The 20,191-nt window shown below is 66.1% G+C and carries 29 protein-coding genes and 2 pseudogenes; 1 reads left to right on the forward strand and 30 read right to left on the reverse strand.

Annotation, left to right across the window (positions count from 1 at the left end; all coding sequences use genetic code 11):
- Positions 1–13 precede the first annotated feature (13 nt).
- From ACRAWB_RS09635 to rpsJ, 28 genes and pseudogenes are all read right to left on the reverse strand, one after another.
- Entirely contained in the window at positions 14–1,012 is a 999-nt protein-coding gene (locus tag ACRAWB_RS09635) for a DNA-directed RNA polymerase subunit alpha (RefSeq protein ID WP_041767718.1), read from the reverse strand.
- A gap of 121 nt (positions 1,013–1,133) precedes the next feature.
- A complete protein-coding gene (gene rpsK, locus ACRAWB_RS09640; protein ID WP_018191944.1) occupies positions 1,134–1,532 on the reverse strand; it encodes a 30S ribosomal protein S11 in 399 nt (132 codons plus the stop codon).
- 38 nt (positions 1,533–1,570) lie between these two features.
- Entirely contained in the window at positions 1,571–1,945 is a 375-nt protein-coding gene (gene rpsM, locus ACRAWB_RS09645) for a 30S ribosomal protein S13 (RefSeq protein ID WP_055914002.1), read from the reverse strand.
- A 137-nt stretch (positions 1,946–2,082) separates the two neighbouring features.
- Positions 2,083–2,196, reverse strand: coding sequence for a 50S ribosomal protein L36 (gene rpmJ, locus ACRAWB_RS09650; RefSeq protein ID WP_018191946.1), 114 nt, complete (start codon positions 2,194–2,196; stop codon positions 2,083–2,085).
- Between the two features lie 78 nt (positions 2,197–2,274).
- Positions 2,275–2,496: a translation initiation factor IF-1 gene (infA, locus tag ACRAWB_RS09655; RefSeq protein WP_011186713.1), complete on the reverse strand. Its 222-nt coding sequence runs from the start codon at positions 2,494–2,496 to the stop codon at positions 2,275–2,277.
- 144 nt (positions 2,497–2,640) lie between these two features.
- Positions 2,641–3,471: a type I methionyl aminopeptidase gene (gene map, locus ACRAWB_RS09660; protein ID WP_431353130.1), complete on the reverse strand. Its 831-nt coding sequence runs from the start codon at positions 3,469–3,471 to the stop codon at positions 2,641–2,643.
- Positions 3,472–3,483: 12 nt separating this feature from the next.
- Positions 3,484–4,097, reverse strand: a pseudogene (locus tag ACRAWB_RS09665) (adenylate kinase).
- Positions 4,094–5,416 (reverse strand): preprotein translocase subunit SecY, encoded by a 1,323-nt coding sequence (gene secY / locus ACRAWB_RS09670; protein ID WP_064109768.1) that lies wholly within the window; start codon positions 5,414–5,416, stop codon positions 4,094–4,096. The pseudogene ACRAWB_RS09665 and the gene secY overlap by 4 nt, the downstream one beginning before the upstream one ends.
- Positions 5,417–5,492: 76 nt before the next feature.
- Positions 5,493–6,170, reverse strand: coding sequence for a 50S ribosomal protein L15 (gene rplO / locus ACRAWB_RS09675; RefSeq protein WP_064109769.1), 678 nt, complete (start codon positions 6,168–6,170; stop codon positions 5,493–5,495).
- Positions 6,170–6,355: a 50S ribosomal protein L30 gene (rpmD, locus tag ACRAWB_RS09680; protein ID WP_064109770.1), complete on the reverse strand. Its 186-nt coding sequence runs from the start codon at positions 6,353–6,355 to the stop codon at positions 6,170–6,172. Before rpmD ends, rplO begins: the two co-directional genes overlap by 1 nt.
- Complete coding sequence (gene rpsE / locus ACRAWB_RS09685) at positions 6,355–7,077, reverse strand: 30S ribosomal protein S5 (RefSeq protein WP_115697818.1); 723 nt, start codon at positions 7,075–7,077, stop codon at positions 6,355–6,357. The genes rpmD and rpsE overlap by 1 nt, the downstream gene beginning before the upstream one ends.
- Entirely contained in the window at positions 7,074–7,445 is a 372-nt protein-coding gene (gene rplR / locus ACRAWB_RS09690) for a 50S ribosomal protein L18 (protein ID WP_121262451.1), read from the reverse strand. The genes rpsE and rplR overlap by 4 nt, the downstream gene beginning before the upstream one ends.
- Positions 7,446–7,447: 2 nt before the next feature.
- Positions 7,448–7,984 (reverse strand): 50S ribosomal protein L6, encoded by a 537-nt coding sequence (gene rplF / locus ACRAWB_RS09695; RefSeq protein WP_431353131.1) that lies wholly within the window; start codon positions 7,982–7,984, stop codon positions 7,448–7,450.
- Positions 7,985–7,990: 6 nt separating this feature from the next.
- On the reverse strand, positions 7,991–8,389 hold the full coding sequence (gene rpsH / locus ACRAWB_RS09700; protein ID WP_064109774.1) for a 30S ribosomal protein S8: 399 nt from the start codon (positions 8,387–8,389) through the stop codon (positions 7,991–7,993).
- 103 nt (positions 8,390–8,492) lie between these two features.
- Positions 8,493–9,080: a 50S ribosomal protein L5 gene (rplE, locus tag ACRAWB_RS09705; protein WP_431353132.1), complete on the reverse strand. Its 588-nt coding sequence runs from the start codon at positions 9,078–9,080 to the stop codon at positions 8,493–8,495.
- Positions 9,080–9,439, reverse strand: coding sequence for a 50S ribosomal protein L24 (gene rplX, locus ACRAWB_RS09710; protein ID WP_064109776.1), 360 nt, complete (start codon positions 9,437–9,439; stop codon positions 9,080–9,082). The genes rplE and rplX overlap by 1 nt, the downstream gene beginning before the upstream one ends.
- Positions 9,440–9,442: 3 nt before the next feature.
- A complete protein-coding gene (gene rplN / locus ACRAWB_RS09715; RefSeq protein ID WP_018191958.1) occupies positions 9,443–9,811 on the reverse strand; it encodes a 50S ribosomal protein L14 in 369 nt (122 codons plus the stop codon).
- A pseudogene (gene rpsQ / locus ACRAWB_RS09720) lies at positions 9,808–10,112 on the reverse strand (30S ribosomal protein S17). Before rpsQ ends, rplN begins: the two are co-directional and overlap by 4 nt.
- Positions 10,112–10,438 carry a 50S ribosomal protein L29 gene (gene rpmC, locus ACRAWB_RS09725; RefSeq protein WP_064109778.1) on the reverse strand — a complete coding sequence of 109 codons (327 nt, stop codon included), beginning with the start codon at positions 10,436–10,438 and terminating at the stop codon, positions 10,112–10,114. The pseudogene rpsQ and the gene rpmC overlap by 1 nt, the downstream one beginning before the upstream one ends.
- A complete protein-coding gene (gene rplP / locus ACRAWB_RS09730; RefSeq protein ID WP_055894786.1) occupies positions 10,438–10,857 on the reverse strand; it encodes a 50S ribosomal protein L16 in 420 nt (139 codons plus the stop codon). Before rplP ends, rpmC begins: the two co-directional genes overlap by 1 nt.
- A 2-nt stretch (positions 10,858–10,859) precedes the next feature.
- Positions 10,860–11,633 carry a 30S ribosomal protein S3 gene (rpsC, locus tag ACRAWB_RS09735; RefSeq protein ID WP_431353133.1) on the reverse strand — a complete coding sequence of 258 codons (774 nt, stop codon included), beginning with the start codon at positions 11,631–11,633 and terminating at the stop codon, positions 10,860–10,862.
- Positions 11,633–12,025, reverse strand: coding sequence for a 50S ribosomal protein L22 (gene rplV / locus ACRAWB_RS09740; RefSeq protein ID WP_121262457.1), 393 nt, complete (start codon positions 12,023–12,025; stop codon positions 11,633–11,635). The genes rpsC and rplV overlap by 1 nt, the downstream gene beginning before the upstream one ends.
- 24 nt (positions 12,026–12,049) lie before the next feature.
- A complete protein-coding gene (rpsS, locus tag ACRAWB_RS09745) occupies positions 12,050–12,331 on the reverse strand; it encodes a 30S ribosomal protein S19 (protein WP_018191964.1) in 282 nt (93 codons plus the stop codon).
- Between the two features lie 12 nt (positions 12,332–12,343).
- A complete protein-coding gene (rplB, locus tag ACRAWB_RS09750; RefSeq protein WP_431353134.1) occupies positions 12,344–13,183 on the reverse strand; it encodes a 50S ribosomal protein L2 in 840 nt (279 codons plus the stop codon).
- 24 nt (positions 13,184–13,207) lie between these two features.
- The gene (gene rplW / locus ACRAWB_RS09755; RefSeq protein WP_064109782.1) at positions 13,208–13,507 is read right to left on the reverse strand and encodes a 50S ribosomal protein L23; all 300 of its coding nucleotides are present in this window, start codon (positions 13,505–13,507) and stop codon (positions 13,208–13,210) included.
- Positions 13,507–14,157, reverse strand: coding sequence for a 50S ribosomal protein L4 (gene rplD, locus ACRAWB_RS09760; protein ID WP_064109783.1), 651 nt, complete (start codon positions 14,155–14,157; stop codon positions 13,507–13,509). Before rplD ends, rplW begins: the two co-directional genes overlap by 1 nt.
- Before the next feature lie 4 nt (positions 14,158–14,161).
- Complete coding sequence (rplC, locus tag ACRAWB_RS09765; RefSeq protein WP_431353135.1) at positions 14,162–14,821, reverse strand: 50S ribosomal protein L3; 660 nt, start codon at positions 14,819–14,821, stop codon at positions 14,162–14,164.
- A 13-nt stretch (positions 14,822–14,834) separates the two neighbouring features.
- On the reverse strand, positions 14,835–15,143 hold the full coding sequence (gene rpsJ / locus ACRAWB_RS09770; RefSeq protein ID WP_018191969.1) for a 30S ribosomal protein S10: 309 nt from the start codon (positions 15,141–15,143) through the stop codon (positions 14,835–14,837).
- Positions 15,144–15,538: 395 nt separating this feature from the next.
- On the opposite strand from rpsJ, the gene ACRAWB_RS09775 reads away from it, so the two are divergent.
- On the forward strand, positions 15,539–16,465 hold the full coding sequence (locus ACRAWB_RS09775; protein ID WP_431353136.1) for a hypothetical protein: 927 nt from the start codon (positions 15,539–15,541) through the stop codon (positions 16,463–16,465).
- 246 nt (positions 16,466–16,711) lie between these two features.
- Here the strand turns inward: ACRAWB_RS09775 and tuf are convergent, their stop codons facing one another.
- Entirely contained in the window at positions 16,712–17,905 is a 1,194-nt protein-coding gene (gene tuf / locus ACRAWB_RS09780) for an elongation factor Tu (protein WP_064109785.1), read from the reverse strand.
- 114 nt (positions 17,906–18,019) lie between these two features.
- Positions 18,020–20,134 carry an elongation factor G gene (gene fusA, locus ACRAWB_RS09785; protein ID WP_431353137.1) on the reverse strand — a complete coding sequence of 705 codons (2,115 nt, stop codon included), beginning with the start codon at positions 20,132–20,134 and terminating at the stop codon, positions 18,020–18,022.
- Between the last annotated feature and the right edge of the window lie 57 nt (positions 20,135–20,191).

Consider the following 20,191-nt stretch of genomic DNA (forward strand, 5'->3'; position numbering starts at 1 on the left):
CGGACGACGGGCCTCAGATGGTGGTGGACTCGTCCTCGTCGTACCCGCTGTAGAAGTGGGCGCCGTCGAACCCGGGAACCGAGTCCTTCAGCGACAGGCCCATCTCCGTCAGCTTGTCCTTGACCTCATCCACCGACTTCTGACCGAAGTTGCGGATGTTCATGAGCTGCGTCTCCGACAGCGAGACGAGCTCGCTGACGGTGTTGATGCCCTCGCGCTTGAGGCAGTTGTACGAGCGGACCGACAGGTCGAGGTCCTCGATCGGCATCGACAGCTCGGAGCTGAGCACCTGGTCGACCGGCGCGGGGCCGATCTCGATGCCCTCGGCCGCGCTGTTGAGCTCGCGGGCCAGACCGAACAGCTCGACCAGGGTGCGGCCGGCCGACGCGATCGCGTCGCGCGGGCTGATGGCCGGCTTGGTCTCGACGTCGACCACGAGGCGGTCGAAGTCGGTGCGCTCGCCGGCACGGGTGGCCTCGACGCGGTAGGTGACCTTGAGGACCGGCGAGTAGATCGAGTCGATCGGAATCTGGCCCGCCTCGCTGTACTCGTTGCGGTTCTGCTGGGCCGACACGTAGCCACGGCCGCGCTCGATGGTCAGCTCGACCTCGAACTTCGCCTTGTCGTTGAGGGTCGCGATGACCAGCTCGGGGTTGTGGATCTCCACACCGGCCGGAGCCGAGATGTCGGCGGCGGTCACCTGACCGGCGCCGGTCTTGCGGAGGTACGCGGTGATCGGCTCGTCGTGCTCGCTCGAGACCACCAGACCCTTGATGTTCAGGATGATCTCGGTCACGTCCTCCTTCACGCCCGGCACGGTGCTGAACTCGTGCAGCACGCCGTCGATGCGGATGCTGGTGACCGCGGCGCCGGGGATGGAGGAGAGGAGGGTGCGACGAAGGGAGTTGCCGAGGGTGTAGCCGAAGCCCGGCTCCAGCGGCTCGATGACGAACCGCGAGCGGAACTCGGAGATGTTCTCTTCGGTGAGGGTAGGACGCTGTGCGATGAGCACTATTGATTCCTTTCGGCTAAGTGTCCGCTATATGACACTTGCTTCTACTGAGGTGGGGGTGTCACGCCGTCAGGCGGCGACCCGATCGAGTCGCCGCCTGCGGCGGACTGAAGAGAACTGCTTAGACGCGGCGACGCTTCGGCGGGCGGCAGCCGTTGTGCGCCTGCGGGGTGACGTCGTTGATCGAGCCCACCTCGAGGCCGGCGGCCTGGAGCGAGCGGATCGCGGTCTCGCGACCCGAACCCGGGCCCTTGACGAAGACGTCGACCTTCTTCATGCCGTGCTCCTGCGCCTGACGCGCAGCCGACTCGGCCGCGAGCTGTGCCGCGAACGGGGTCGACTTACGGGAGCCCTTGAACCCGACGCCGCCGGACGAGGCCCAGCTGATCACGGCACCGGTGGTGTCGGTGATCGAGACGATCGTGTTGTTGAACGTGCTCTTGATGTGGGCCTGGCCCACAGCGATGTTCTTCTTTTCCTTCTTGCGCGGCTTACGAGCGGCCGACTTGGGTGCTGCCATTTCTTCTCCTGAATCCTAAGAGCGTGGGGCCGCGGGCCTTAGCGTGCCTTCTTCTTGCCGGCGACCGTGCGCTTCGGTCCCTTGCGGGTGCGCGCGTTCGTCTTGGTGCGCTGGCCGCGGACCGGCAGGCCCTTGCGGTGGCGAATACCCTCGTAGCTGCCGATCTCGACCTTGCGGCGGATGTCGGCGGCGACCTCACGGCGGAGGTCACCCTCGACCTTGAAGTTGCCCTCGATGTAGTCGCGGAGAGCGACGAGCTGGTCGTCGGTCAGGTCCTTGACGCGGATGTCGCCCGAGATCTCGGTCTCGCGCAGAGTCTGGAGGGCGCGGGTGCGGCCGACTCCGTAGATGTAGGTGAGTGCGACCTCCACGCGCTTCTCGCGCGGGATGTCGACGCCTGCTAGACGTGCCATGTTCGGTGGCTCCTGTGGTGAGTGGAGGTCTGCAGCGATCCCGGTGCCCCGGCCTCCTCCGAGGGTGTCCTCCTGGTCCGTTTCCGGAGCAGGGATCTGGGACCGCCTGTTTCGTTATTCGGTTATGAGCGCTGCGATCAGCCCTGGCGCTGCTTGTGGCGCGGGTTCTCGCAGATGACCATTACCCGGCCGTTACGACGGATGACCTTGCACTTGTCGCAGATCCGCTTGACGGAGGGATTGACCTTCATTGTGATTTACCTTTGTTCGCTGTCCTCGTACCTCGCCCGGGGCAACCCGTGGGCGTGGCCGTTACTTACAGCAGACCTTTACTTGTAGCGGTAGACGATCCGGCCGCGGGTCAGATCGTAGGGGCTCAGCTCCACGATCACGCGGTCCTCGGGGAGGATGCGGATGTAGTGCTGACGCATCTTGCCGGAGATGTGGGCAAGAACCTTGTGACCGTTCGTCAGCTCGACGCGGAACATCGCGTTGGGCAGAGCTTCGATCACGGATCCTTCGATCTCGATGACACCGTCTTTTTTGGCCATAGCCTCACTGTCGCTAAAAGTAGTGGTTTGCTGGTCGTGCGTTGACTGGCGGAAGGCACGTCGGAACGCGCCTAAGACACCAAGGATCTATCTTATGGGAAAAGGCGCGATTCCGCCAATCGGCGTGTATCATCTGCGCCCGGGTCACGGAATGGGCGTCGGCGTCACGCCGAACGGCGCCAGACCGGCCGCTCCGCCATCCGCCGCGGTGAGCACCCAGATGCCGTTCTCGTGCACGGCGACACTGTGCTCCCAGTGCGCGGCGGCCGAGCCGTCCTCGGTCGCGACGGTCCAGCCGTCGTCCTTCACGTAGGTCTCCTGGTCGCCCAGCACCACCATCGGCTCGATGGCCACGACCAGGCCGGGGCGCACCTCCGGGCCCTTGGCCCGCACACGGTAGTTGAACACCGGCGGCTCCTCGTGCATCCGCCGGCCGATGCCGTGCCCGATGTAGTCGGTCAGGATGCCGTAGTCGCCCTCCGAGAGGATGTAGTCCTCGATGGCCTCCCCGACCTCGTTGAGGTAGCGGGCCTGTGCCAGCGTCGCGATGCCGCGCCAGAGCGACCGCTCGGTCACGTCGGAGAGGCGCTGCCGCTGCTCAACCCGCTCGGGATGCGCCGGATCGGGCAGCACGAACGTGCGCGCCGCGTCCCCGTTCCAGCCGCCGAGGATGGCGCCGCTGTCGACCGAGAGGATGTCACCCGGCTCCAGCACACGGCCGCCCGGGATGCCGTGCACGACTTCGTCGTTCACGGACGCGCAGATCGTGTGGTGGTAACCCGGCTCCAGCTTGAAGTTCGACGCACCGCCGGCGTCGACGATCGCCCGCTCGGCGAGGGCGTCGAGTTCGAGCGTCGTGATGCCCGGCGCCACCGCCGCCGCCACGGCGTCGAGCGACGCCGCCGTCGCCCGTCCCGGCGCGACCATCTCGCGCAGCTGGGCGGGCGTCTTGTAGATGGACCTCTTGAACTTCATCGAGAGGGGCCGTCAGGCCACGGACTCGCCGGTGGACGCGCTCGCGACCGGGTGGATGCCGCGCTCGCTGAGTGCCGCCGTGATGCGGTCGGCGACCTCGTCCATGCCGCCCAGGCCGTCGACCGGGACGAGCAGGCCGCGCTCGCGGTACACGTCGATCAGCGGCGACGTCTCGCGGACGTACACCTCCTGGCGGTGGCGGATCGCCTCCTCCGAGTCGTCGGCGCGCCCCTGCTCCTGCGCACGCTTGGTGAGGCGCTGGACGATCTCGTCCTGGTCGGCCGTCAGCTGGATGACCGCGTCGAGCTTCTGCCCGTCGCCGGCCAGGAGCTGGTCGAGGTATTCGACCTGCGCGAGCGTGCGCGGGTAGCCGTCGAGCAGGAAGCCGTTCGCGGCATCGTCCTCGCGCAGCCGGTCCGCGACCAGCTGGTTCGTGAGGCTGTCGGGAACGTAGTCGCCCGCATCCACGATGGCCTTGACCTGCTTGCCGAGCTCGGTCTCGTTCTTGATGTTGGCCCGGAAGATGTCGCCCGTGGAGATGTCGGGGATCCCGTAGGTGGTGGTGATGCGGGAGGCCTGAGTGCCCTTGCCCGCTCCGGGGGACCGACGATCAGCATTCGGGTCAACGCAGAAGCCCTTCGTAATGCCGCTGCTGGAGCTGGGAGTCGATCTGCTTGACCGTCTCCAGCCCGACACCGACGATGATCAGGATGGACGTGCCGCCGAACATGAAGTTCTGGCTCGCGCCGATCAGCGCGAAGGCGACCAGCGGTATCAGCGCGATGATGCCGAGGTAGAACGAGCCGGGCAGCGTGACGCGGGTGAGCACGTAGTCCAGGTACTCCGCCGTCGGGCGGCCCGCGCGGATACCGGGGATGAATCCGCCGTACTTCTTCATGTTGTCCGCGACCTCCTCCGGGTTGAAGGTGATGGCGACGTAGAAGTACGTGAAGCCCACGATCAGGAGGAAGTACAGGAGCATGTAGAGCGGGTGGTCGCCCTTGGTGAGGTAGTTCGTGATCCAGGTGACCCACGGCGCCGGGGCCTTGCCCGCGGCCGGCTGGTTGAACTGCGCGATCAGGGCAGGCAGGTACAGCAGCGACGAGGCGAAGATGACGGGCACGACGCCGGCCATGTTGACCTTGATCGGAATGTACGTGTTGTTGCCGCCGTAGGTGCGCCGCCCGACCATCCGCTTCGCATACTGCACGGGGATGCGCCGCTGCGACTGCTCGACGAAGACGACGCCCATGACGATGAGCAGTCCGATCGCGATCACGACCAGCAGGATCTCGATGCCCTGCGACTGGCCGACCGCCCACAGTGAGGACGGGAACTGCGCGGCGATCGAGGTGAAGATGAGGAGCGACATGCCGTTGCCGATGCCGCGCTCGGTGACGAGCTCGCCCATCCACATGATGAGGCCCGTACCGGCGGTCATGGTGATCACCATGAGCATGATCGCGTACCAGGAGTCGTCCGTGATGAGCTGCGTGCACTGCGAGACGGCGGTGGTGCCGAACAGCGCGCCGCTGCGGGCGACGGTGATGAGGGTCGTCGACTGGAGGACGCCCAGCGCGATCGTGAGGTAACGCGTGTACTGCGTGAGCTTGGCCTGACCGGCCTGACCCTCTTTGTACAGGGTCTCGAAGCGCGGGATGACCACGCGCAACAGCTGCACGATGATCGACGCGGTGATGTACGGCATGATGCCGAGCGCGAAGATCGAGAGCTTGAGCAGGGCGCCGCCGGAGAACAGGTTGACCAGCGAGTAGAGACCCGAGGTGTCCTGATTGGCGTTCAGACACGTCTGGACGTTGCCGAAGTCGACGAACGGCGCGGGGATGAACGACCCCAGCCGGAACAGGGCGATGATCGCCAGGGTGAAGAGGATCTTCTTCCGAAGGTCCGGGGTGCGGAAGATCCGCGCAACGGCGCTAAACAAACCTGCGTCCTGCTTTCCTAAGAGTCAGTCGGGTGGCCGGTTTCCCGACCACCCGACTCGACTGCTGTACGGATGGCTACTTGACGGAACCACCAGCGGCGACGATCTTCTGCTCAGCAGAGCCGGAGACCTTGTCGACCGCAACGTTCAGCTTAACCGCAATGTCCCCGTTGCCGAGAACCTTGACCTTTTCGTTCTTGCGAACGGCGCCCTTGAGGACGAGGTCGGCGACGGTGACGTCACCGCCGGACGGGTACAGCTCGGCGAGCTTCTCCAGGTTCACGACCTGGTACTCGACGCGGAACGGGTTCTTGAACCCGCGCAGCTTCGGCGCACGCATGTGCAGCGGAAGCTGTCCGCCCTGGAAGCCCGGACGCACCTGGTAGCGCGCCTTGGTTCCCTTGGTACCGCGGCCGGCCGTCTTGCCCTTCGAGCCCTCACCGCGTCCGACGCGGGTCCGGTCCTTCTTGGCACCGGCGGCGGGGCGCAGGTGGTGAACCTTCAGGACCTGCTCGCGGGGCTCCGCGACGTCCTTCTTGGCAGCAGCCTTCTTCGCCGGCTTGGCCGCGACGGTGTCGTCGGCCTTGTCGGCGGCGGCGGCCTTGTCGGCAGCCTTGGCCGGAGCCTTCTTGGCGGGCGCCTTCTTCTCGGCTGCCGGCTTGTCGGCGGCGGCCTTGGCCGGAGCCTTCTTGGCGGGCGCCTTCTTCGGGGTCGCCGTCTCGGCGGCCTCGGTGGTGGCCTTCTCGTCAGCCATTAGTCGATCTCCTCAACCTTCACCAGGTGAGCGACGGTGTTGACGTACCCGCGGTTCTGCGGGTTGTCCTCGCGGACGACGACGTCACCGATGCGCTTCAGACCCAGGCTGCGCAGGGTGTCGCGCTGGTTCTGCTTCTCGCTCACTTTGGACTTGATCTGCGTGATTTTCAGACGCGCAGCCATCAGGCACCTGCCTTCGCGGTCGCGGCGGCCTCTGCCGCCTCAGCCTCGGCACGCAGCAGGCGAGCCGGAGCCACCTGGTCGTAGTCGAGACCACGGCGGGCAGCGACGGCACGAGGCTCCTCGAGCTGCTGCAGCGCCTCGACGGTCGCGTGCACGATGTTGATCGTGTTGGACGAACCGAGCGACTTGCTCAGGACGTCGTGGATGCCGGCGCACTCGAGCACGGCGCGGACCGGACCACCGGCGATAACACCGGTACCGGCGGCGGCCGGACGCAGGAGGACCACACCGGCGGCGGCCTCACCCTGCACCGGGTGCGGGATGGTGTTGCCGACGCGCGGGACGCGGAAGAAGTTCTTCTTCGCCTCCTCGACGCCCTTCGAGATCGCCAGCGGCACCTCGCGGGCCTTGCCGTAGCCGACGCCCACCAGACCGTTGCCGTCGCCGACGACCACGAGAGCGGTGAAGCTGAAGCGACGACCACCCTTCACGACCTTGGAGACGCGGTTGATGGTGACGACGCGCTCCAGGAACTGGCTCTTGTCGGCGTCGCGGCTGCCGCGGTCACCACGGCCCTGGTTGCGGTCGCGACCGCCACGGCGGGGCTCGCGCTCACCACGGCTGGTGGTGTTGTTGTCGGTGGACGCAGCGGTCTCGACCGGCTGCGCGCTGTCCGTTACCTGATCGGCCACGGTCTGCTCCTTGTTGTTCTCGTCGCTCACAGGTTCAGTCCGCCCTCTCGAGCGCCCTCGGCGACAGCGGCGACGCGGCCGGCGTACTTGCTGCCTCCGCGGTCGAACACGACGGCCTCGACACCGGCGCTCTTCGCGCGCTCGGCCACGAGCTCGCCGACCTTGCGGGCCTTGGCGGTCTTGTCACCGTCGAAGGTGCGGAGGTCCGCCTCCATGGTCGAGGCGGAGGCCAGGGTGTGACCCTGAGCGTCGTCGACGACCTGCACGAAGACGTGGCGGGCCGAACGGGTGACGACCAGGCGCGGACGGACCGCGGTGCCCTCGATCTTCTTGCGAAGGCGGGTGTGACGGCGGTCGCGAGCGGCCGCCTTGCTCTTTCCTCTGGTACCCAGAGCCATGATTACTTACCAGCCTTTCCGGCCTTGCGACGAACGACCTCGCCGGCGTAACGCACACCCTTGCCCTTGTACGGCTCGGGCTTGCGGATCTTGCGGATGTTCGCGGCGACCTCGCCGACGGCCTGCTTGTCGATCCCGGCCACGGTGAGGCGGTTGTTGCCCTCGACCGTGAACGTGATCCCGGCCGGCGGCTCGACGGTCACCGGGTGCGAGAAGCCGAGCGCGAACTCGACGGCCGCACCCTTCTGCACGACGCGGTAACCGGTGCCGACGATCTCCAGGCCCTTGGAGTAGCCCTCGGTGACGCCGATGATCTGGTTGTTGATGAGCGTGCGGGTCAGGCCGTGGAGCGAACGCGACGCGCGCTCGTCATCCGGACGGGTGACGAGGACCTGGTTCTCCTCGAGCTTGACCTCGATCGGGTTCGCGACGGTGAGGCTCAGCTCACCCTTCGGGCCCTTGACGGTGACGGCCTGGCCGTCGATCTTCACATCGACCCCGGCGGGGACGTCGATGGGCAGTCTTCCAATACGCGACATGGCGGCTTACCACACGTAGGCGAGGACTTCCCCACCCACGCCCTTCTTCTCAGCCTGGCGGTCCGTGAGCAGACCGGAGGAGGTGGACAGGATGGCGACACCGAGCCCGCCGAGCACCTTGGGGAGCTCCGTGGACTTCGCGTAGACGCGAAGGCCGGGCTTGGACACGCGCTTGATACCGGCGATGGAACGCTCGCGGTTCGGACCGAACTTGAGGTTCAGGGTCAGCGTCTTGCCGACGCGGGCGTCGGTGACGTCCCAGCCGGCGATGTAGCCCTCGTTGGTGAGGATCTCGGCGATGTGGGCCTTGAGCTTCGAGTGCGGCATCGACACGGTGTCGTGGTGAGCCGAGTTCGCGTTGCGCAGTCTGGTCAGCATGTCTGCGACCGGATCTGTCATGGTCATTTCGGTTTTTCCTTACGGATCACCAGGTTTCGTTCAGCCGTTACACGACTGACGACCTGTGGTGGAAGCGGGCCGGCCAAGGCGGCCGGCCCGCGGGTGGGCCTTAGTTGGCCGCGTCGTTGGAACGGAACGGGAAGCCGAGCTGCTTGAGCAGCGCGCGGCCCTCGTCGTCGTTCTTGGCGGTGGTCACCACAGTGATGTCCATACCGCGGACGCGGTCGATGCGGTCCTGGTTGATCTCGTGGAACATCGACTGCTCCGTGAGACCGAACGTGTAGTTGCCGTTCCCGTCGAACTGCTTGTCCGAGAGTCCGCGGAAGTCGCGGATACGGGGCAGAGCGAGCGAGAGCAGGCGGTCGAGGAACTCCCACATCCGGTCGCCGCGCAGCGTGACGTGCGCACCGATCGGCTGGCCCTCGCGCAGCTTGAACTGCGCGATGGACTTGCGGGCCTTCGTGACCTGCGGCTTCTGGCCGGTGATCAGGGTGAGGTCGTTGACCGCGCCGTCGATCACCTTGCCGTCACGAGCCGCCTCGCCGACACCCATGTTGACGACGATCTTCACCAGACCGGGCACCTGGTGCACGTTGGTGAAGCCGAAGTCTCCCTGGAGCTGCTTGGAGATCTCGTTCTTGTACTTCTGCTTGAGGCGGGGCTGGATTTTGCCAGACTCCACTGCAGTGTCGGTCATTACAGGTCCTTACCAGACTTCTTGGCGTAGCGAACGCGGACCGTCTTGGTGACGCCGTCCTTCGTGACGCTCTCTTCGCGGAAGCCGACGCGGGTCGGCTTCTTGGTCTCGGGGTCGACCAGGGCCACGTTCGAGACGTGGATCGGGGCCTCGTGGGTCTCGATGCCGCCGGTCTTCGTGCCACGCTGCGTCTGGCCGACGCGCACGTGCTTGGTGACGAAGTTGACGCCCTCGACGATCACGCGGTTCTGCTCGACGAGAACCTCGATGACCTTGCCCTGCTTGCCACGGTCACCACCGCGGGCCTGCGTGCGGCCCGAGATGACCTGGACCAGGTCGCCCTTCTTGATGTTCGCCATGGGTTACAGCACCTCCGGTGCGAGCGAGATGATCTTCATGAACTTCTTGTCGCGGAGCTCGCGGCCGACCGGTCCGAAGATGCGGGTACCGCGGGGGTCACCGTCGTTCTTCAGGATGACCGCGGCGTTCTCGTCGAACTTGATGTAGGAGCCGTCCGGACGGCGGGTGTTCTTGCGAACACGCACCACGACCGCCTTGACGACGTCGCCCTTCTTGACGTTCCCACCCGGGATCGCGTCCTTGACCGTGGCGACGATGACGTCGCCGAGGCCGGCGTAGCGACGGCTGGAGCCGCCGAGCACACGGATCGCGAGGAGCTCCTTGGCGCCGGTGTTGTCGGCGACCTTGAGTCGGGATTCCTGCTGGATCACTTGGCCTTCTCCAGAATCTCCACCAGACGCCACCGCTTGCTGGCGCTGAGGGGTCGGGTCTCGTTGATGAGAACGAGGTCGCCGATGCCGGCGGTGTTGTTCTCATCGTGCGCCTTCACCTTGGAGGTGCGGCGGATGACCTTGCCGTACAGGGGTGCTTCACGCGGTCCTCGACCTCGACGACGATGGTCTTGTCCATCTTGTCGCTGACGACGTAGCCGCGGCGGGCCTTGCGGTATCCGCGGACGATGGCCTCGTCGGCCGTCGACTCCGCGGCCGCGGCCTTGGTGGTCTCAGCCATTACTTGGCCTCCTCATTCGTGGTGTCCTCAGCCTCGGCGGCCGGGGCCGCCTTCTTGGCACGGGACTTCTTCTCAGCCTTGGGCGCGGCCTCGGCCGGAGCCGGGGTCGCCCGGATCCCGAGCTCGCGCTCACGGATCACGGTGTAGATGCGAGCGATGTCGCGCTTCACGGCGCGCAGGCGGCCGTGGCTCTCGAGCTGGCCGGTGGCCGACTGGAAGCGCAGGTTGAACAGCTCTTCCTTGGCCTTCTTCAGCTCGTCGACGAGACGCTCGTCTTCGAAGGTGTCGAGCTCGCTCGAGGCAAGCTCCTTGGAACCGATCGCCATTATGCGTCGCCCTCCTCGCGCTTGATGATGCGTGCCTTGAGGGGCAGCTTGTGGATTGCACGGGTCATGGCCTCGCGAGCGAGTTCCTCGGAGACTCCCGAGACCTCGAAGAGGACGCGACCCGGCTTGACGTTCGCGACCCACCACTCGGGCGAACCCTTACCGGAACCCATGCGGGTCTCGGCCGGCTTCTTGGTGAGCGGACGGTCGGGGTAGATGTTGATCCACACCTTGCCGCCACGCTTGATGTGACGCGTCATGGCGATACGAGCGGACTCGATCTGACGGTTGGTCACATAAGCGGGGGTCAGGGCCTGGATGCCGAACTCGCCGAAGGAGACCTTCGTGCCACCGGTCGCCTGGCCGCTACGGCCGGGGTGGTGCTGCTTGCGGTGCTTGACTCTGCGTGGGATCAACATGGTTATGCCTCAACTCCTGCCGCGGCCGGCGCCGACTCGGTGGCGGGGGCGTTGCCCCGGCCGCCGCGACGCGGACGGTCACGGTCGTTGCGCTCGCGCGACGGCTTCTGGTTGGCCTGCTCGCGAGCGAGTTCCTTGTTCGTGATGTCGCCCTTGTAGATCCACACCTTCACACCGATGCGACCGAAGGTGGTCTTGGCCTCGTAGAAGCCGTAGTCGATGTTGGCGCGGAGCGTGTGCAGCGGCACACGACCCTCGCGGTAGAACTCGGAGCGGGACATCTCGGCGCCGCCGAGACGGCCGGACACCTGGATGCGGACACCCTTGGCGCCGGCGCGCTGCGCGCCCTGCAGACCCTTGCGCATCGCGCGGCGGAAGGCCACACGGGCGGAAAGCTGCTCGGCGATGCCCTGCGCGACGAGCTGGGCGTCGGCCTCGGGGTTCTTCACCTCGAGGATGTTCAGCTGGATCTGCTTGCCGGTGAGCTTCTCGAGGTCGGCGCGGATGCGCTCGGCCTCGGCGCCGCGACGACCGATCACGATGCCCGGGCGGGCGGTGTGGATGTCGACGCGGACGCGGTCACGGGTGCGCTCGATCTCGATGCGGGACACGCCCGCACGGTCGAGCGACGTCTGCAGCAGACGGCGGATCTTGACGTCCTCGGCGAGGTAGTCGCTGTAACGCTGACCCGGCTTGGTGCTGTCCGAGAACCAACGCGACACGTGGTCGGTGGTGATGCCCAGACGGAAGCCGTACGGGTTGACTTTCTGGCCCATTACTTGCTCGCCTTCTTCGTAGCCTTGGCGTCCTCGACCTCATCCGGCGTCGCGAGGACGATCGTGATGTGGCTGGTGCGCTTGTTGATGCGGAAGGCCCGACCCTGTGCTCGCGGCTGGAACCGCTTGAGGGTGGTGCCCTCGTCCACGAAGGCGCGGCTCACGTAGAGGTCCTGCTCGTCCAGGTAGGTGTTGCTCTGGTCGGCCTTGACTCGCGCGTTGGCGATGGCCGAGGCGACGAGCTTGTACACCGGCTCGCTCGCGCTCTGCGGCGCGAACTTCAGGATGGCCAGGGCCTCCTGGGCCTGCTTGCCGCGGATCATGTTGACGACGCGGCGGGCCTTCATGGGGGTGACGCGGATGTGTCGCACGCGTGCGATCGACTCCACCATTTCTCTCCTCCTTACGTCACCGCGTTAGCGGCGACGACCCTTCTTGTCGTCCTTCACGTGTCCACGGAAGGTGCGCGTCGGCGCGAACTCGCCGAGCTTGTGACCGACCATGGTCTCGGTGACGAACACCGGGATGTGCTTGCGACCGTCGTGCACCGCGATGGTGTGACCCAGCATGGCCGGGACGATCATCGAGCGGCGCGACCAGGTCTTGATCACGTTCTTGCTGTTGGCCTCGTTCGCGGCGACCACCTTGCGAAACAGGTGCTCGTCGACGAAGGGGCCCTTCTTGAGACTGCGTGGCATCTTCTCGAACTCCTACTTGCGCTTCTTGCCGGCGTTACGGCGGCGGACGATGAGCTTGTCGCTTTCCTTGTTGGGGTGGCGCGTACGGCCTTCCTTCTGACCCCACGGGCTGACCGGGTGGCGACCACCGGAGGTCTTGCCCTCACCACCACCGTGCGGGTGGTCGATCGGGTTCATCGCGACACCGCGGACGGTCGGGCGGACGCCCTTCCAGCGCATGCGGCCGGCCTTGCCCCAGTTGATGTTCGACTGCTCGGCGTTGCCGACCTCGCCGATCGTGGCGCGGCAGCGTGCGTCGACGTTGCGGACCTCGCCCGAGGGGAGGCGCAGCTGGGCGTAGGGGCCGTCCTTCGCGACGAGACGGACCGAGGCTCCGGCGGAGCGGGCCATCTTGGCGCCGCCGCCCGGCTTCAGCTCGATCGCGTGCACGACGGTACCGGTCGGGATGTTGCGCAGCGGCAGGTTGTTGCCCGGCTTGATGTCCGAGCCGGCGCCCGACTCGACGATGTCGCCCTGCTTGAGGCCGGCCGGCGCCAGGATGTAGCGCTTGGTGCCGTCCACGAAGTGCAGCAGCGCGATGCGCGCGGTGCGGTTCGGGTCGTACTCGATGTGCGCGACCTTGGCGTCGACGCCGTCCTTGTCGTTGCGACGGAAGTCGATCACGCGGTACTGGCGCTTGTGGCCACCACCGATGTGACGTGTCGTGATGCGGCCCTGGTTGTTGCGGCCACCGGTCTTCGACAGCGGACGGAGAAGGGACTTCTCCGGCGTCGAGCGGGTGATCTCGGCGAAGTCGGCGACCGAGGAGCCGCGACGACCGGGGGTCGTGGGCTTGTAATTACGAATAGCCATGTCTGTTTTCCTCTAGTCCTTCGCTCAGCCGACGGCCGTGAAGATGTCGATGGAACCGGACTTCAGCGTGACGATGGCGCGCTTGGTGTCCTTGCGCTTGCCGATGCCGAAGCGGGTGCGACGGGTCTTGCCCTGACGGTTCAGGGTGTTGATCGACGCGACCTCGACCTTGAAGATCGACTCGATGGCGAGCTTGATCTCGGTCTTGTTCGAACGCGGGTCGACGATGAACGTGTACTTGCCCTCGTCGATCAGGCCGTAGCTCTTCTCGGAGACGACCGGGGCGATGATGATGTCGCGCGGGTCCTTGTTGACGGCGGCCATTACGCGTTCACCTCTTCCTTGTTGGACTTGGCAGCGATGAAGCCCTCGAGCGCGGCCTGCGAGAAGACGATGTCGTCGCTCACCAGGACGTCGTAGGCGTTCAGCTGGTCGAAGGTCAGCACGTGCACCGACGGGATGTTGCGGACGCTCTTGAAGGCCAGCTCGTCGTCGCGCTCGAGCACGATCAGGACGTGCTTCGAGGTCGCGATGCCGCTGAGCAGGTCGACGACGGCCTTGGTCGAGGGCGCGTCACCGGCGGTGAAGGCCTGGACGGCGTGGAGACGGGCGCCACGAGCGCGGTCCGAGAGGGCGCCGAGCAGAGCAGCGGCGATCATCTTCTTCGGGGTGCGCTGCGCGTAGCTGCGCGGCGTCGGGCCGTGGACGATGCCACCACCGGTCATCTGAGGAGCGCGGATCGAGCCCTGACGAGCGCGACCGGTGCCCTTCTGCTTGAACGGCTTGCGGCCGGCGCCGGAGACCTCGCCACGACCCTTGGTCTTGTGCGTGCCCTGACGCGCCGCGGCGAGCTGCGCGGTGACGACCTGGTGGATCAGCGGGATGTTGGTCTGAACGTCGAACAGGGCCTCGGGAAGCTCGATGGAGCCGGCCTTCTTGCCCTTGAGGTCGACGACGTCAATCGAGGTAGCCATCTGCTTAGGCCCCCTTCACTGCGTTGCGGACGAAAACGATGCGGCCACGAGCACCGGGAACGGCGCCCTTGACCAGCAGCAGGCCCTTCTCGGCGTCGATGCCCTGCACCTTGAGGTTCAGGACGGTGACGCGCTCGCCACCCATGCGACCGGCCATGCGCATGCCCTTGAAGACACGGCTCGGGGTCGAGGAGGCGCCGATGGAGCCCGGCTTGCGGTGGTTGCGGTGCGCACCGTGCGAAGCGGAGACGCCCTGGAAGTTGTGGCGCTTCATGACACCGGCGAAGCCCTTACCCTTCGAGGTGCCGACGACGTCGACCAGCTGGCCGACCTCGAAGGTCCCGTCGACGGTGAGCTCCTGGCCGGCCGCGTACTCGGCGGCGTCGGCGGTGCGGACCTCGGTCAGGTGACGGCGCGGCGTGACGCCCGCCTTGTCGAAGTGACCGGCGGCCGGCTTGTTGACCTTGCGCGGGTCGATCTGGCCGTAGGCGATCTGGACGGCGTTGTAGCCGTCGGCCTCGGGGGTGCGGACCTGGGTCACGACGTTCGGCGTGATCTCGATGACGGTCACGGGGATGAGCTTGTTGTTCTCGTCCCAGACCTGGGTCATGCCGAGCTTCTTGCCGAGGAGGCCCTTAGAGGTCTTGGTCTCGTTGTTAGACATAGCGGCACTCCCCTTAGAGCTTGATCTCGATGTTGACGTCGGCGGGCAGGTCGAGACGCATGAGCGAGTCGACGGCCTTCGGCGTCGGGTCGATGATGTCGATCAGCCGCTTGTGCGTGCGCATCTCGAAGTGCTCGCGGCTGTCCTTGTACTTGTGGGGCGAACGGATCACGACGACCACGTTCTTCTCGGTGGGAAGGGGCACCGGGCCGACGACGGTAGCGCCTGCACGGGTCACCGTGTCGACGATCTTGCGCGCCGAGGTGTCGATGACCTCGTGGTCATACGACTTAAGCCGGATGCGGATCTTCTGTCCCGCCATGTCTGACTCTCTCTCTTGTTATGGCGTCGTACGAGACGGCTCTCTCGAGTCGTTCTTCGCATTGGACGCGGTGCGACGTACGCGTGGGGAACGCCACTATTCTTCTGTCAACTCTTTTCGAGCCGCTTTTGGCACAGAGATAGCCCCTGGCCTCTTTGGTGTTCGAATTGAGCGTGTCCTGCTGCCTGCGGCCTAACCTCATGCCACTTCTGTGACGGGCTATGCACTGCCTGGCAGTGATCCGGTCTGAGCGCGCACCTGCGCACACGTTCCGAAATGTTGAACTAGACAAGTTTGCCAGATCGCGGCCGATGCTGCAACCCGGGCGTGTCGCGCACCTCCAGCCTGGGGAGGAGCGCGTTCTCCACAGTTTCCCACGCGACGCTGTGCGGCCCGTGTGCGGCGTCGAGGCTGGGTGCATGACAACGAACGCAGCACTCAGCCGCCTCCACCTCCGCGCCGTCGAGCCGGGCCGGCACGCCAACATCCGTCAGATCGAGCGGCGGCGATCCCGCGACGACGAGCTGGCGCGACTGCGCACGTTTGCTGCCGTTCGGCCGGTGCGGCCGGTGTTCAGCCATCGGTCGGCCGCGCTGGTCCATGGGCTGCCGATGCTGGGGCGTTTGCCGGCGACGATCGACCACCTGGCGCGCGGCGACACCGCGCACGAGGTGGTGGAGAAGCGGGGGCTGCTGGTGACGTCGGTTGCGCGCACGGTGGCCGAACTCGCGGGGCGCGCGTCGTTGATGGACGGCGTGGTCGCGGCGGACGCTGCGCTCTCCTGCGGCGCGTTCGGTGAACGGGACCCGCTCGTGGGGCGGATCGACCTGCTCTCCGCCGCAGAGCGGATTCGAGATCCGGACCAGCGGAGGCGTGCTGGGGATGCGGTGGCGTTCGCCGACGGGCGGGCGGAATCTCCGCTCGAGTCTGTCAGCCGGGTCTCGCTCGCCCTGATCGGCGCACCACCACCGCGACTGCAGGAGGAGGTGAGCGACCTGTTGGGATTCCGAGCGCGACTCGATTTCGTCTGGCCCGAGCTCGGGGTGGTCGGTGAGGCGGATGGGTTGGTGAAGTACCTGCACCCCGCGACCGCCGGAGGCCGTACCGCCCATGACGTGCTCGCCGCGCAGCGGAAACGGCAACGGCTGATCGAATCGATGGGGTGGCGCGTCATCCGGTGGGGATGGGCGACAGCCACCAGGCCCGACCGGATGCGCGCGGTGCTGGAGGGTCCTGGGATCCCTCTCGCCCCCGAACACGAAGGAGCGGGGCCGGCTCTGCCGACCCCGCTCGAGTGGCGCCTCGCGCCGCCACTCAGCTGATGTTCACGACCGCTAGGCGGTTCCCGAACTATCCGTACGAGATCCTGTCAGCGGTGTGGGCTGGTTTGCGAGGCCTTCGGTATCCATAGGCGCTCCTCTCGTCGACGGGAACCGTCCGGTTGAAACGGTGCGTCAATTCTGCGACCAGGATGCCGAGAGGTAAACCCCTGCGGCGAGACTGCCAGGAAAAGAAGAAGAGGGCCGGGCCCGAAGGCCCGACCCTCTCACAAGGAGGTCGCGAAGGACTTACTTGTTGATCTTCGTGACGGTACCGGCGCCCACGGTGCGGCCACCCTCACGGATGGCGAAGCCGAGGCCCTCCTCCATGGCGATCGGCTGGATCAGCTCGACCGACATGTCGGTGGTGTCGCCGGGCATGACCATCTCGGTGCCCTCGGGCAGCGAGATGACGCCGGTGACGTCGGTGGTACGGAAGTAGAACTGCGGACGGTAGTTCGTGTAGAAGGGGTTGTGACGGCCACCCTCGTCCTTGGACAGGATGTAGGCGGTGCCCTCGAAGTTGGTGTGAGGGGTCACAGAACCCGGCTTCGCGACGACCTGGCCGCGCTCCACGTCCTCGCGCTTGGTGCCGCGGAGGAGCAGACCACAGTTCTCGCCGGCCCACGCCTCGTCGAGCTGCTTGTGGAACATCTCGATACCGGTGACCGTGGTCTTCTGCGTCGGGCGGATGCCGACGATCTCGACCTCGGAGTTGATGGCGAGGGTGCCGCGCTCGGCGCGACCGGTGACGACGGTGCCACGACCGGTGATCGTGAAGACGTCCTCGATCGGCATCAGGAACGGCTTGTCCTTGTCGCGCACCGGGTCCGGGATGGAGTCGTCCACGGCCTCCATGAGGTCGAGGATGCTCTGGGTCCACTTCTCGTCGCCCTCGAGAGCCTTCAGGCCCGAGACGCGGACGACCGGCGCGTTGTCGCCGTCGAAGTCCTGGCTGGAAAGCAGCTCGCGGACCTCGAGCTCGACGAGCTCCAGGATCTCCTCGTCGTCGACCATGTCGGACTTATTCAGCGCGACGAGCAGGTACGGAACGCCGACCTGCTTGGCGAGCAGAACGTGCTCACGGGTCTGAGCCATCGGGCCGTCGGTGGCGGCGACCACGAGGATCGCGCCGTCCATCTGAGCCGCACCGGTGATCATGTTCTTGATGTAGTCGGCGTGACCCGGGGCGTCGACGTGCGCGTAGTGGCGCTTCGGGGTCTCGTACTCGACGTGCGAGATGTTGATCGTGATACCACGCTGACGCTCTTCCGGAGCCGAGTCGATCGACGCGAAGTCGCGCTGCACGTTGGTCGCCGACGGGTACTTGTCAGCAAGCACCTTGGAGATCGCCGCGGTGAGCGTCGTCTTGCCGTGGTCGACGTGACCGATGGTTCCGATGTTCACGTGCGGCTTAGTCCGCTCGAACTTGGCCTTAGCCACTGTGGTCCTCCTCAGGACTCTCGTGCAGGTCCTCCGGTCGACGGATTTCGACCGGTGGATCTGCGGGATTGGTTTCTTATGTTACGGGATGTTGCCTGGAAGCAGCGACCGAGGTCACTCGCCCTTGCTCTTCTGGACGATCTCGTCGGCAACGGCCTTCGGGACCTCCGCGTAGCTGTCGAACTGCATCGAGTACACCGCACGGCCCGAGGTCTTGGACCGCAGGTCGCCGATGTAGCCGAACATCTCGGACAGCGGGACGTTCGCGCGAACGACCTTGACGCCGCTCGCGTCCTCCATGGACTGGATCTGCCCACGACGCGAGTTCAGGTCGCCGATGACGTCGCCCATGTACTCCTCCGGCGTGCGCACCTCGACCGCCATCAGCGGCTCGAGGAGCACCGGGTTCGCCTTCCGAGCGGCCTCCTTGTAGGCCATCGAGCCGGCGATCTTGAACGCCATCTCCGAGGAGTCGACGTCGTGCGACGCACCGTCGACGAGCGTCGCCTTGACGCCCACCGTCGGGAAGCCGGCGAGAACGCCGACCTGCATCGCGTCCTGGATACCGGCGTCCACCGAGGGGATGTACTCGCGCGGCACGCGACCACCGGTGACGGCGTTCACGAACTCGTACGAGGTCTCCGGGGTGACCTCCATGGGCTCCAGGCTGATCTGCACCTTCGCGAACTGACCGGAACCACCGGTCTGCTTCTTGTGGGTGTAGTCGTACTTCTCCACCGTGCGGCGAATGGTCTCGCGGTAGGCCACCTGGGGCTTGCCGACGTTCGCCTCGACGTTGAACTCGCGCTTCATGCGGTCGACGAGGATGTCGAGGTGGAGCTCGCCCATGCCCTTGATGACGGTCTGGCCGGTCTCCTGGTTCTGCTCGGTGCGGAACGTCGGGTCCTCTTCGGCCAGCTTCTGGATCGCGGTGCCCAGCTTCTCCTGGTCGGCCTTGGTCTTCGGCTCGATGGCGACCTCGATCACGGGCTCCGGGAAGGTCATCGACTCGAGCACGACCTGGTTGTCCGGGTCGCTCAGGGTGTCACCGGTGGTGGTGTCCTTGAGGCCGATCACCGCGTAGATGTTGCCGGCGGTGACGAAGTCGACCGGGTTCTCCTTGTTGGCGTGCATCTGGAAGATCTTGCCGATGCGCTCCTTCTTGCCCTTGGTCGAGTTGACGACCTGGGCGCCGGAGTCGATGCGGCCCGAGTAGACGCGGACGTAGGTGAGACGACCGAAGAACGGGTGCACCGCGACCTTGAAGGCCAGCGCCGAGAACGGCTCGGTGGCGTCGGCGTGACGCATGATGACCTGCTCCTCGTCACGCGGGTTGTGCGCCTCGATGGCGGGCACGTCCAGCGGGGACGGGAGGTAGTCGATCACGGCGTCGAGCATCGGCTGCACACCGCGGTTCTTGAACGCGGAACCGCAGAGGACCGGGTAGATCTCGTTGTTCACGGTGAGCTTGCGGATGGCCGCCTTGATCTCCGGAACGGTGATCTCCTCACCGCCGAAGAACTTCTCGAGCAGCACGTCGTCGGTCTCGGCGACGGTCTCGATCAGCTTCGCGCGGTACTCCTCGGCCTTGGCCTGCAGGTCGGCGGGGATCTCCTGGACCTCGTACTTGGCGCCCATGGTGACATCACCCTTGGCGTCGCCCGGCCAGACCAGCGCGCGCATCTCGATCAGGTCGACGACGCCGATGAAGTCGGACTCGGAACCGATCGGGAGCTGCATCACCAGCGGCTTGGCGCCGAGGCGGGAGACGATGGTGTCGACCGTGAAGTAGAAGTCGGCGCCGAGCTTGTCCATCTTGTTGACGAAGCAGATGCGCGGGACGTTGTACTTGTCGGCCTGGCGCCACACGGTCTCCGACTGGGGCTCCACGCCCTCCTTCGCGTCGAAGACGGCGACCGCGCCGTCGAGAACGCGGAGCGAGCGCTCCACCTCGACGGTGAAGTCGACGTGTCCGGGCGTGTCGATGATGTTGATCTGGTTCTTGTTCCAGAAACAGGTCACGGCCGCGGACGTGATGGTGATGCCGCGCTCCTTCTCCTGCTCCATCCAGTCGGTGGTCGAGGCGCCGTCGTGGGTCTCGCCGATCTTGTGGTTGACGCCCGTGTAGAACAGGATGCGCTCGGTCGTGGTGGTCTTTCCGGCATCGATGTGCGCCATGATGCCGATGTTGCGGACCTTGTGCAGGTCAGTGAGCACGTCCTGTGCCACAGGGTTCCTCCGAAAAGTAGAAAGTGGAAGGTGTGCCGCCCGGGCGCGGCACTGTTA

It is taken from the genome of Leifsonia poae (genome assembly GCF_050632865.1).
GTDB classification, from domain to species: Bacteria; Actinomycetota; Actinomycetes; order Actinomycetales; family Microbacteriaceae; genus Leifsonia; species Leifsonia poae_B.

Bases quoted from the DNA above. Each gene is read 5' to 3' on its own strand.
- rpsK (WP_018191944.1), bottom strand. From the start codon at position 1,532: ATGGCAGCACCCAAGTCGGCCGCTCGTAAGCCGCGCAAGAAGGAAAAG.
- rpsM (WP_055914002.1), bottom strand. From the start codon at position 1,945: ATGGCACGTCTAGCAGGCGTCGACATCCCGCGCGAGAAGCGCGTGGAG.
- rpmJ (WP_018191946.1), bottom strand. From the start codon at position 2,196: ATGAAGGTCAATCCCTCCGTCAAGCGGATCTGCGACAAGTGCAAGGTC.
- infA (WP_011186713.1), bottom strand. From the start codon at position 2,496: ATGGCCAAAAAAGACGGTGTCATCGAGATCGAAGGATCCGTGATCGAA.
- map (WP_431353130.1), bottom strand. From the start codon at position 3,471: ATGAAGTTCAAGAGGTCCATCTACAAGACGCCCGCCCAGCTGCGCGAG.
- rplO (WP_064109769.1), bottom strand. From the start codon at position 6,170: ATGGCTGACGAGAAGGCCACCACCGAGGCCGCCGAGACGGCGACCCCG.
- rpmD (WP_064109770.1), bottom strand. From the start codon at position 6,355: ATGGCTGCGCGTCTGAAAATCACGCAGATCAAGTCCAAAGTGAGCGAG.
- rplR (WP_121262451.1), bottom strand. From the start codon at position 7,445: ATGGCTCTGGGTACCAGAGGAAAGAGCAAGGCGGCCGCTCGCGACCGC.
- rplF (WP_431353131.1), bottom strand. From the start codon at position 7,984: ATGTCGCGTATTGGAAGACTGCCCATCGACGTCCCCGCCGGGGTCGAT.
- rpsH (WP_064109774.1), bottom strand. From the start codon at position 8,389: ATGACCATGACAGATCCGGTCGCAGACATGCTGACCAGACTGCGCAAC.
- rplE (WP_431353132.1), bottom strand. From the start codon at position 9,080: ATGACCGACACTGCAGTGGAGTCTGGCAAAATCCAGCCCCGCCTCAAG.
- rplX (WP_064109776.1), bottom strand. From the start codon at position 9,439: ATGGCGAACATCAAGAAGGGCGACCTGGTCCAGGTCATCTCGGGCCGC.
- rpmC (WP_064109778.1), bottom strand. From the start codon at position 10,438: ATGGCGATCGGTTCCAAGGAGCTTGCCTCGAGCGAGCTCGACACCTTC.
- rplP (WP_055894786.1), bottom strand. From the start codon at position 10,857: ATGTTGATCCCACGCAGAGTCAAGCACCGCAAGCAGCACCACCCCGGC.
- rpsC (WP_431353133.1), bottom strand. From the start codon at position 11,633: ATGGGCCAGAAAGTCAACCCGTACGGCTTCCGTCTGGGCATCACCACC.
- rplV (WP_121262457.1), bottom strand. From the start codon at position 12,025: ATGGTGGAGTCGATCGCACGCGTGCGACACATCCGCGTCACCCCCATG.
- rpsS (WP_018191964.1), bottom strand. From the start codon at position 12,331: ATGCCACGCAGTCTCAAGAAGGGCCCCTTCGTCGACGAGCACCTGTTT.
- rplB (WP_431353134.1), bottom strand. From the start codon at position 13,183: ATGGCTATTCGTAATTACAAGCCCACGACCCCCGGTCGTCGCGGCTCC.
- rplW (WP_064109782.1), bottom strand. From the start codon at position 13,507: ATGGCCGCCGTCAACAAGGACCCGCGCGACATCATCATCGCCCCGGTC.
- rplD (WP_064109783.1), bottom strand. From the start codon at position 14,157: ATGGCTACCTCGATTGACGTCGTCGACCTCAAGGGCAAGAAGGCCGGC.
- rplC (WP_431353135.1), bottom strand. From the start codon at position 14,821: ATGTCTAACAACGAGACCAAGACCTCTAAGGGCCTCCTCGGCAAGAAG.
- rpsJ (WP_018191969.1), bottom strand. From the start codon at position 15,143: ATGGCGGGACAGAAGATCCGCATCCGGCTTAAGTCGTATGACCACGAG.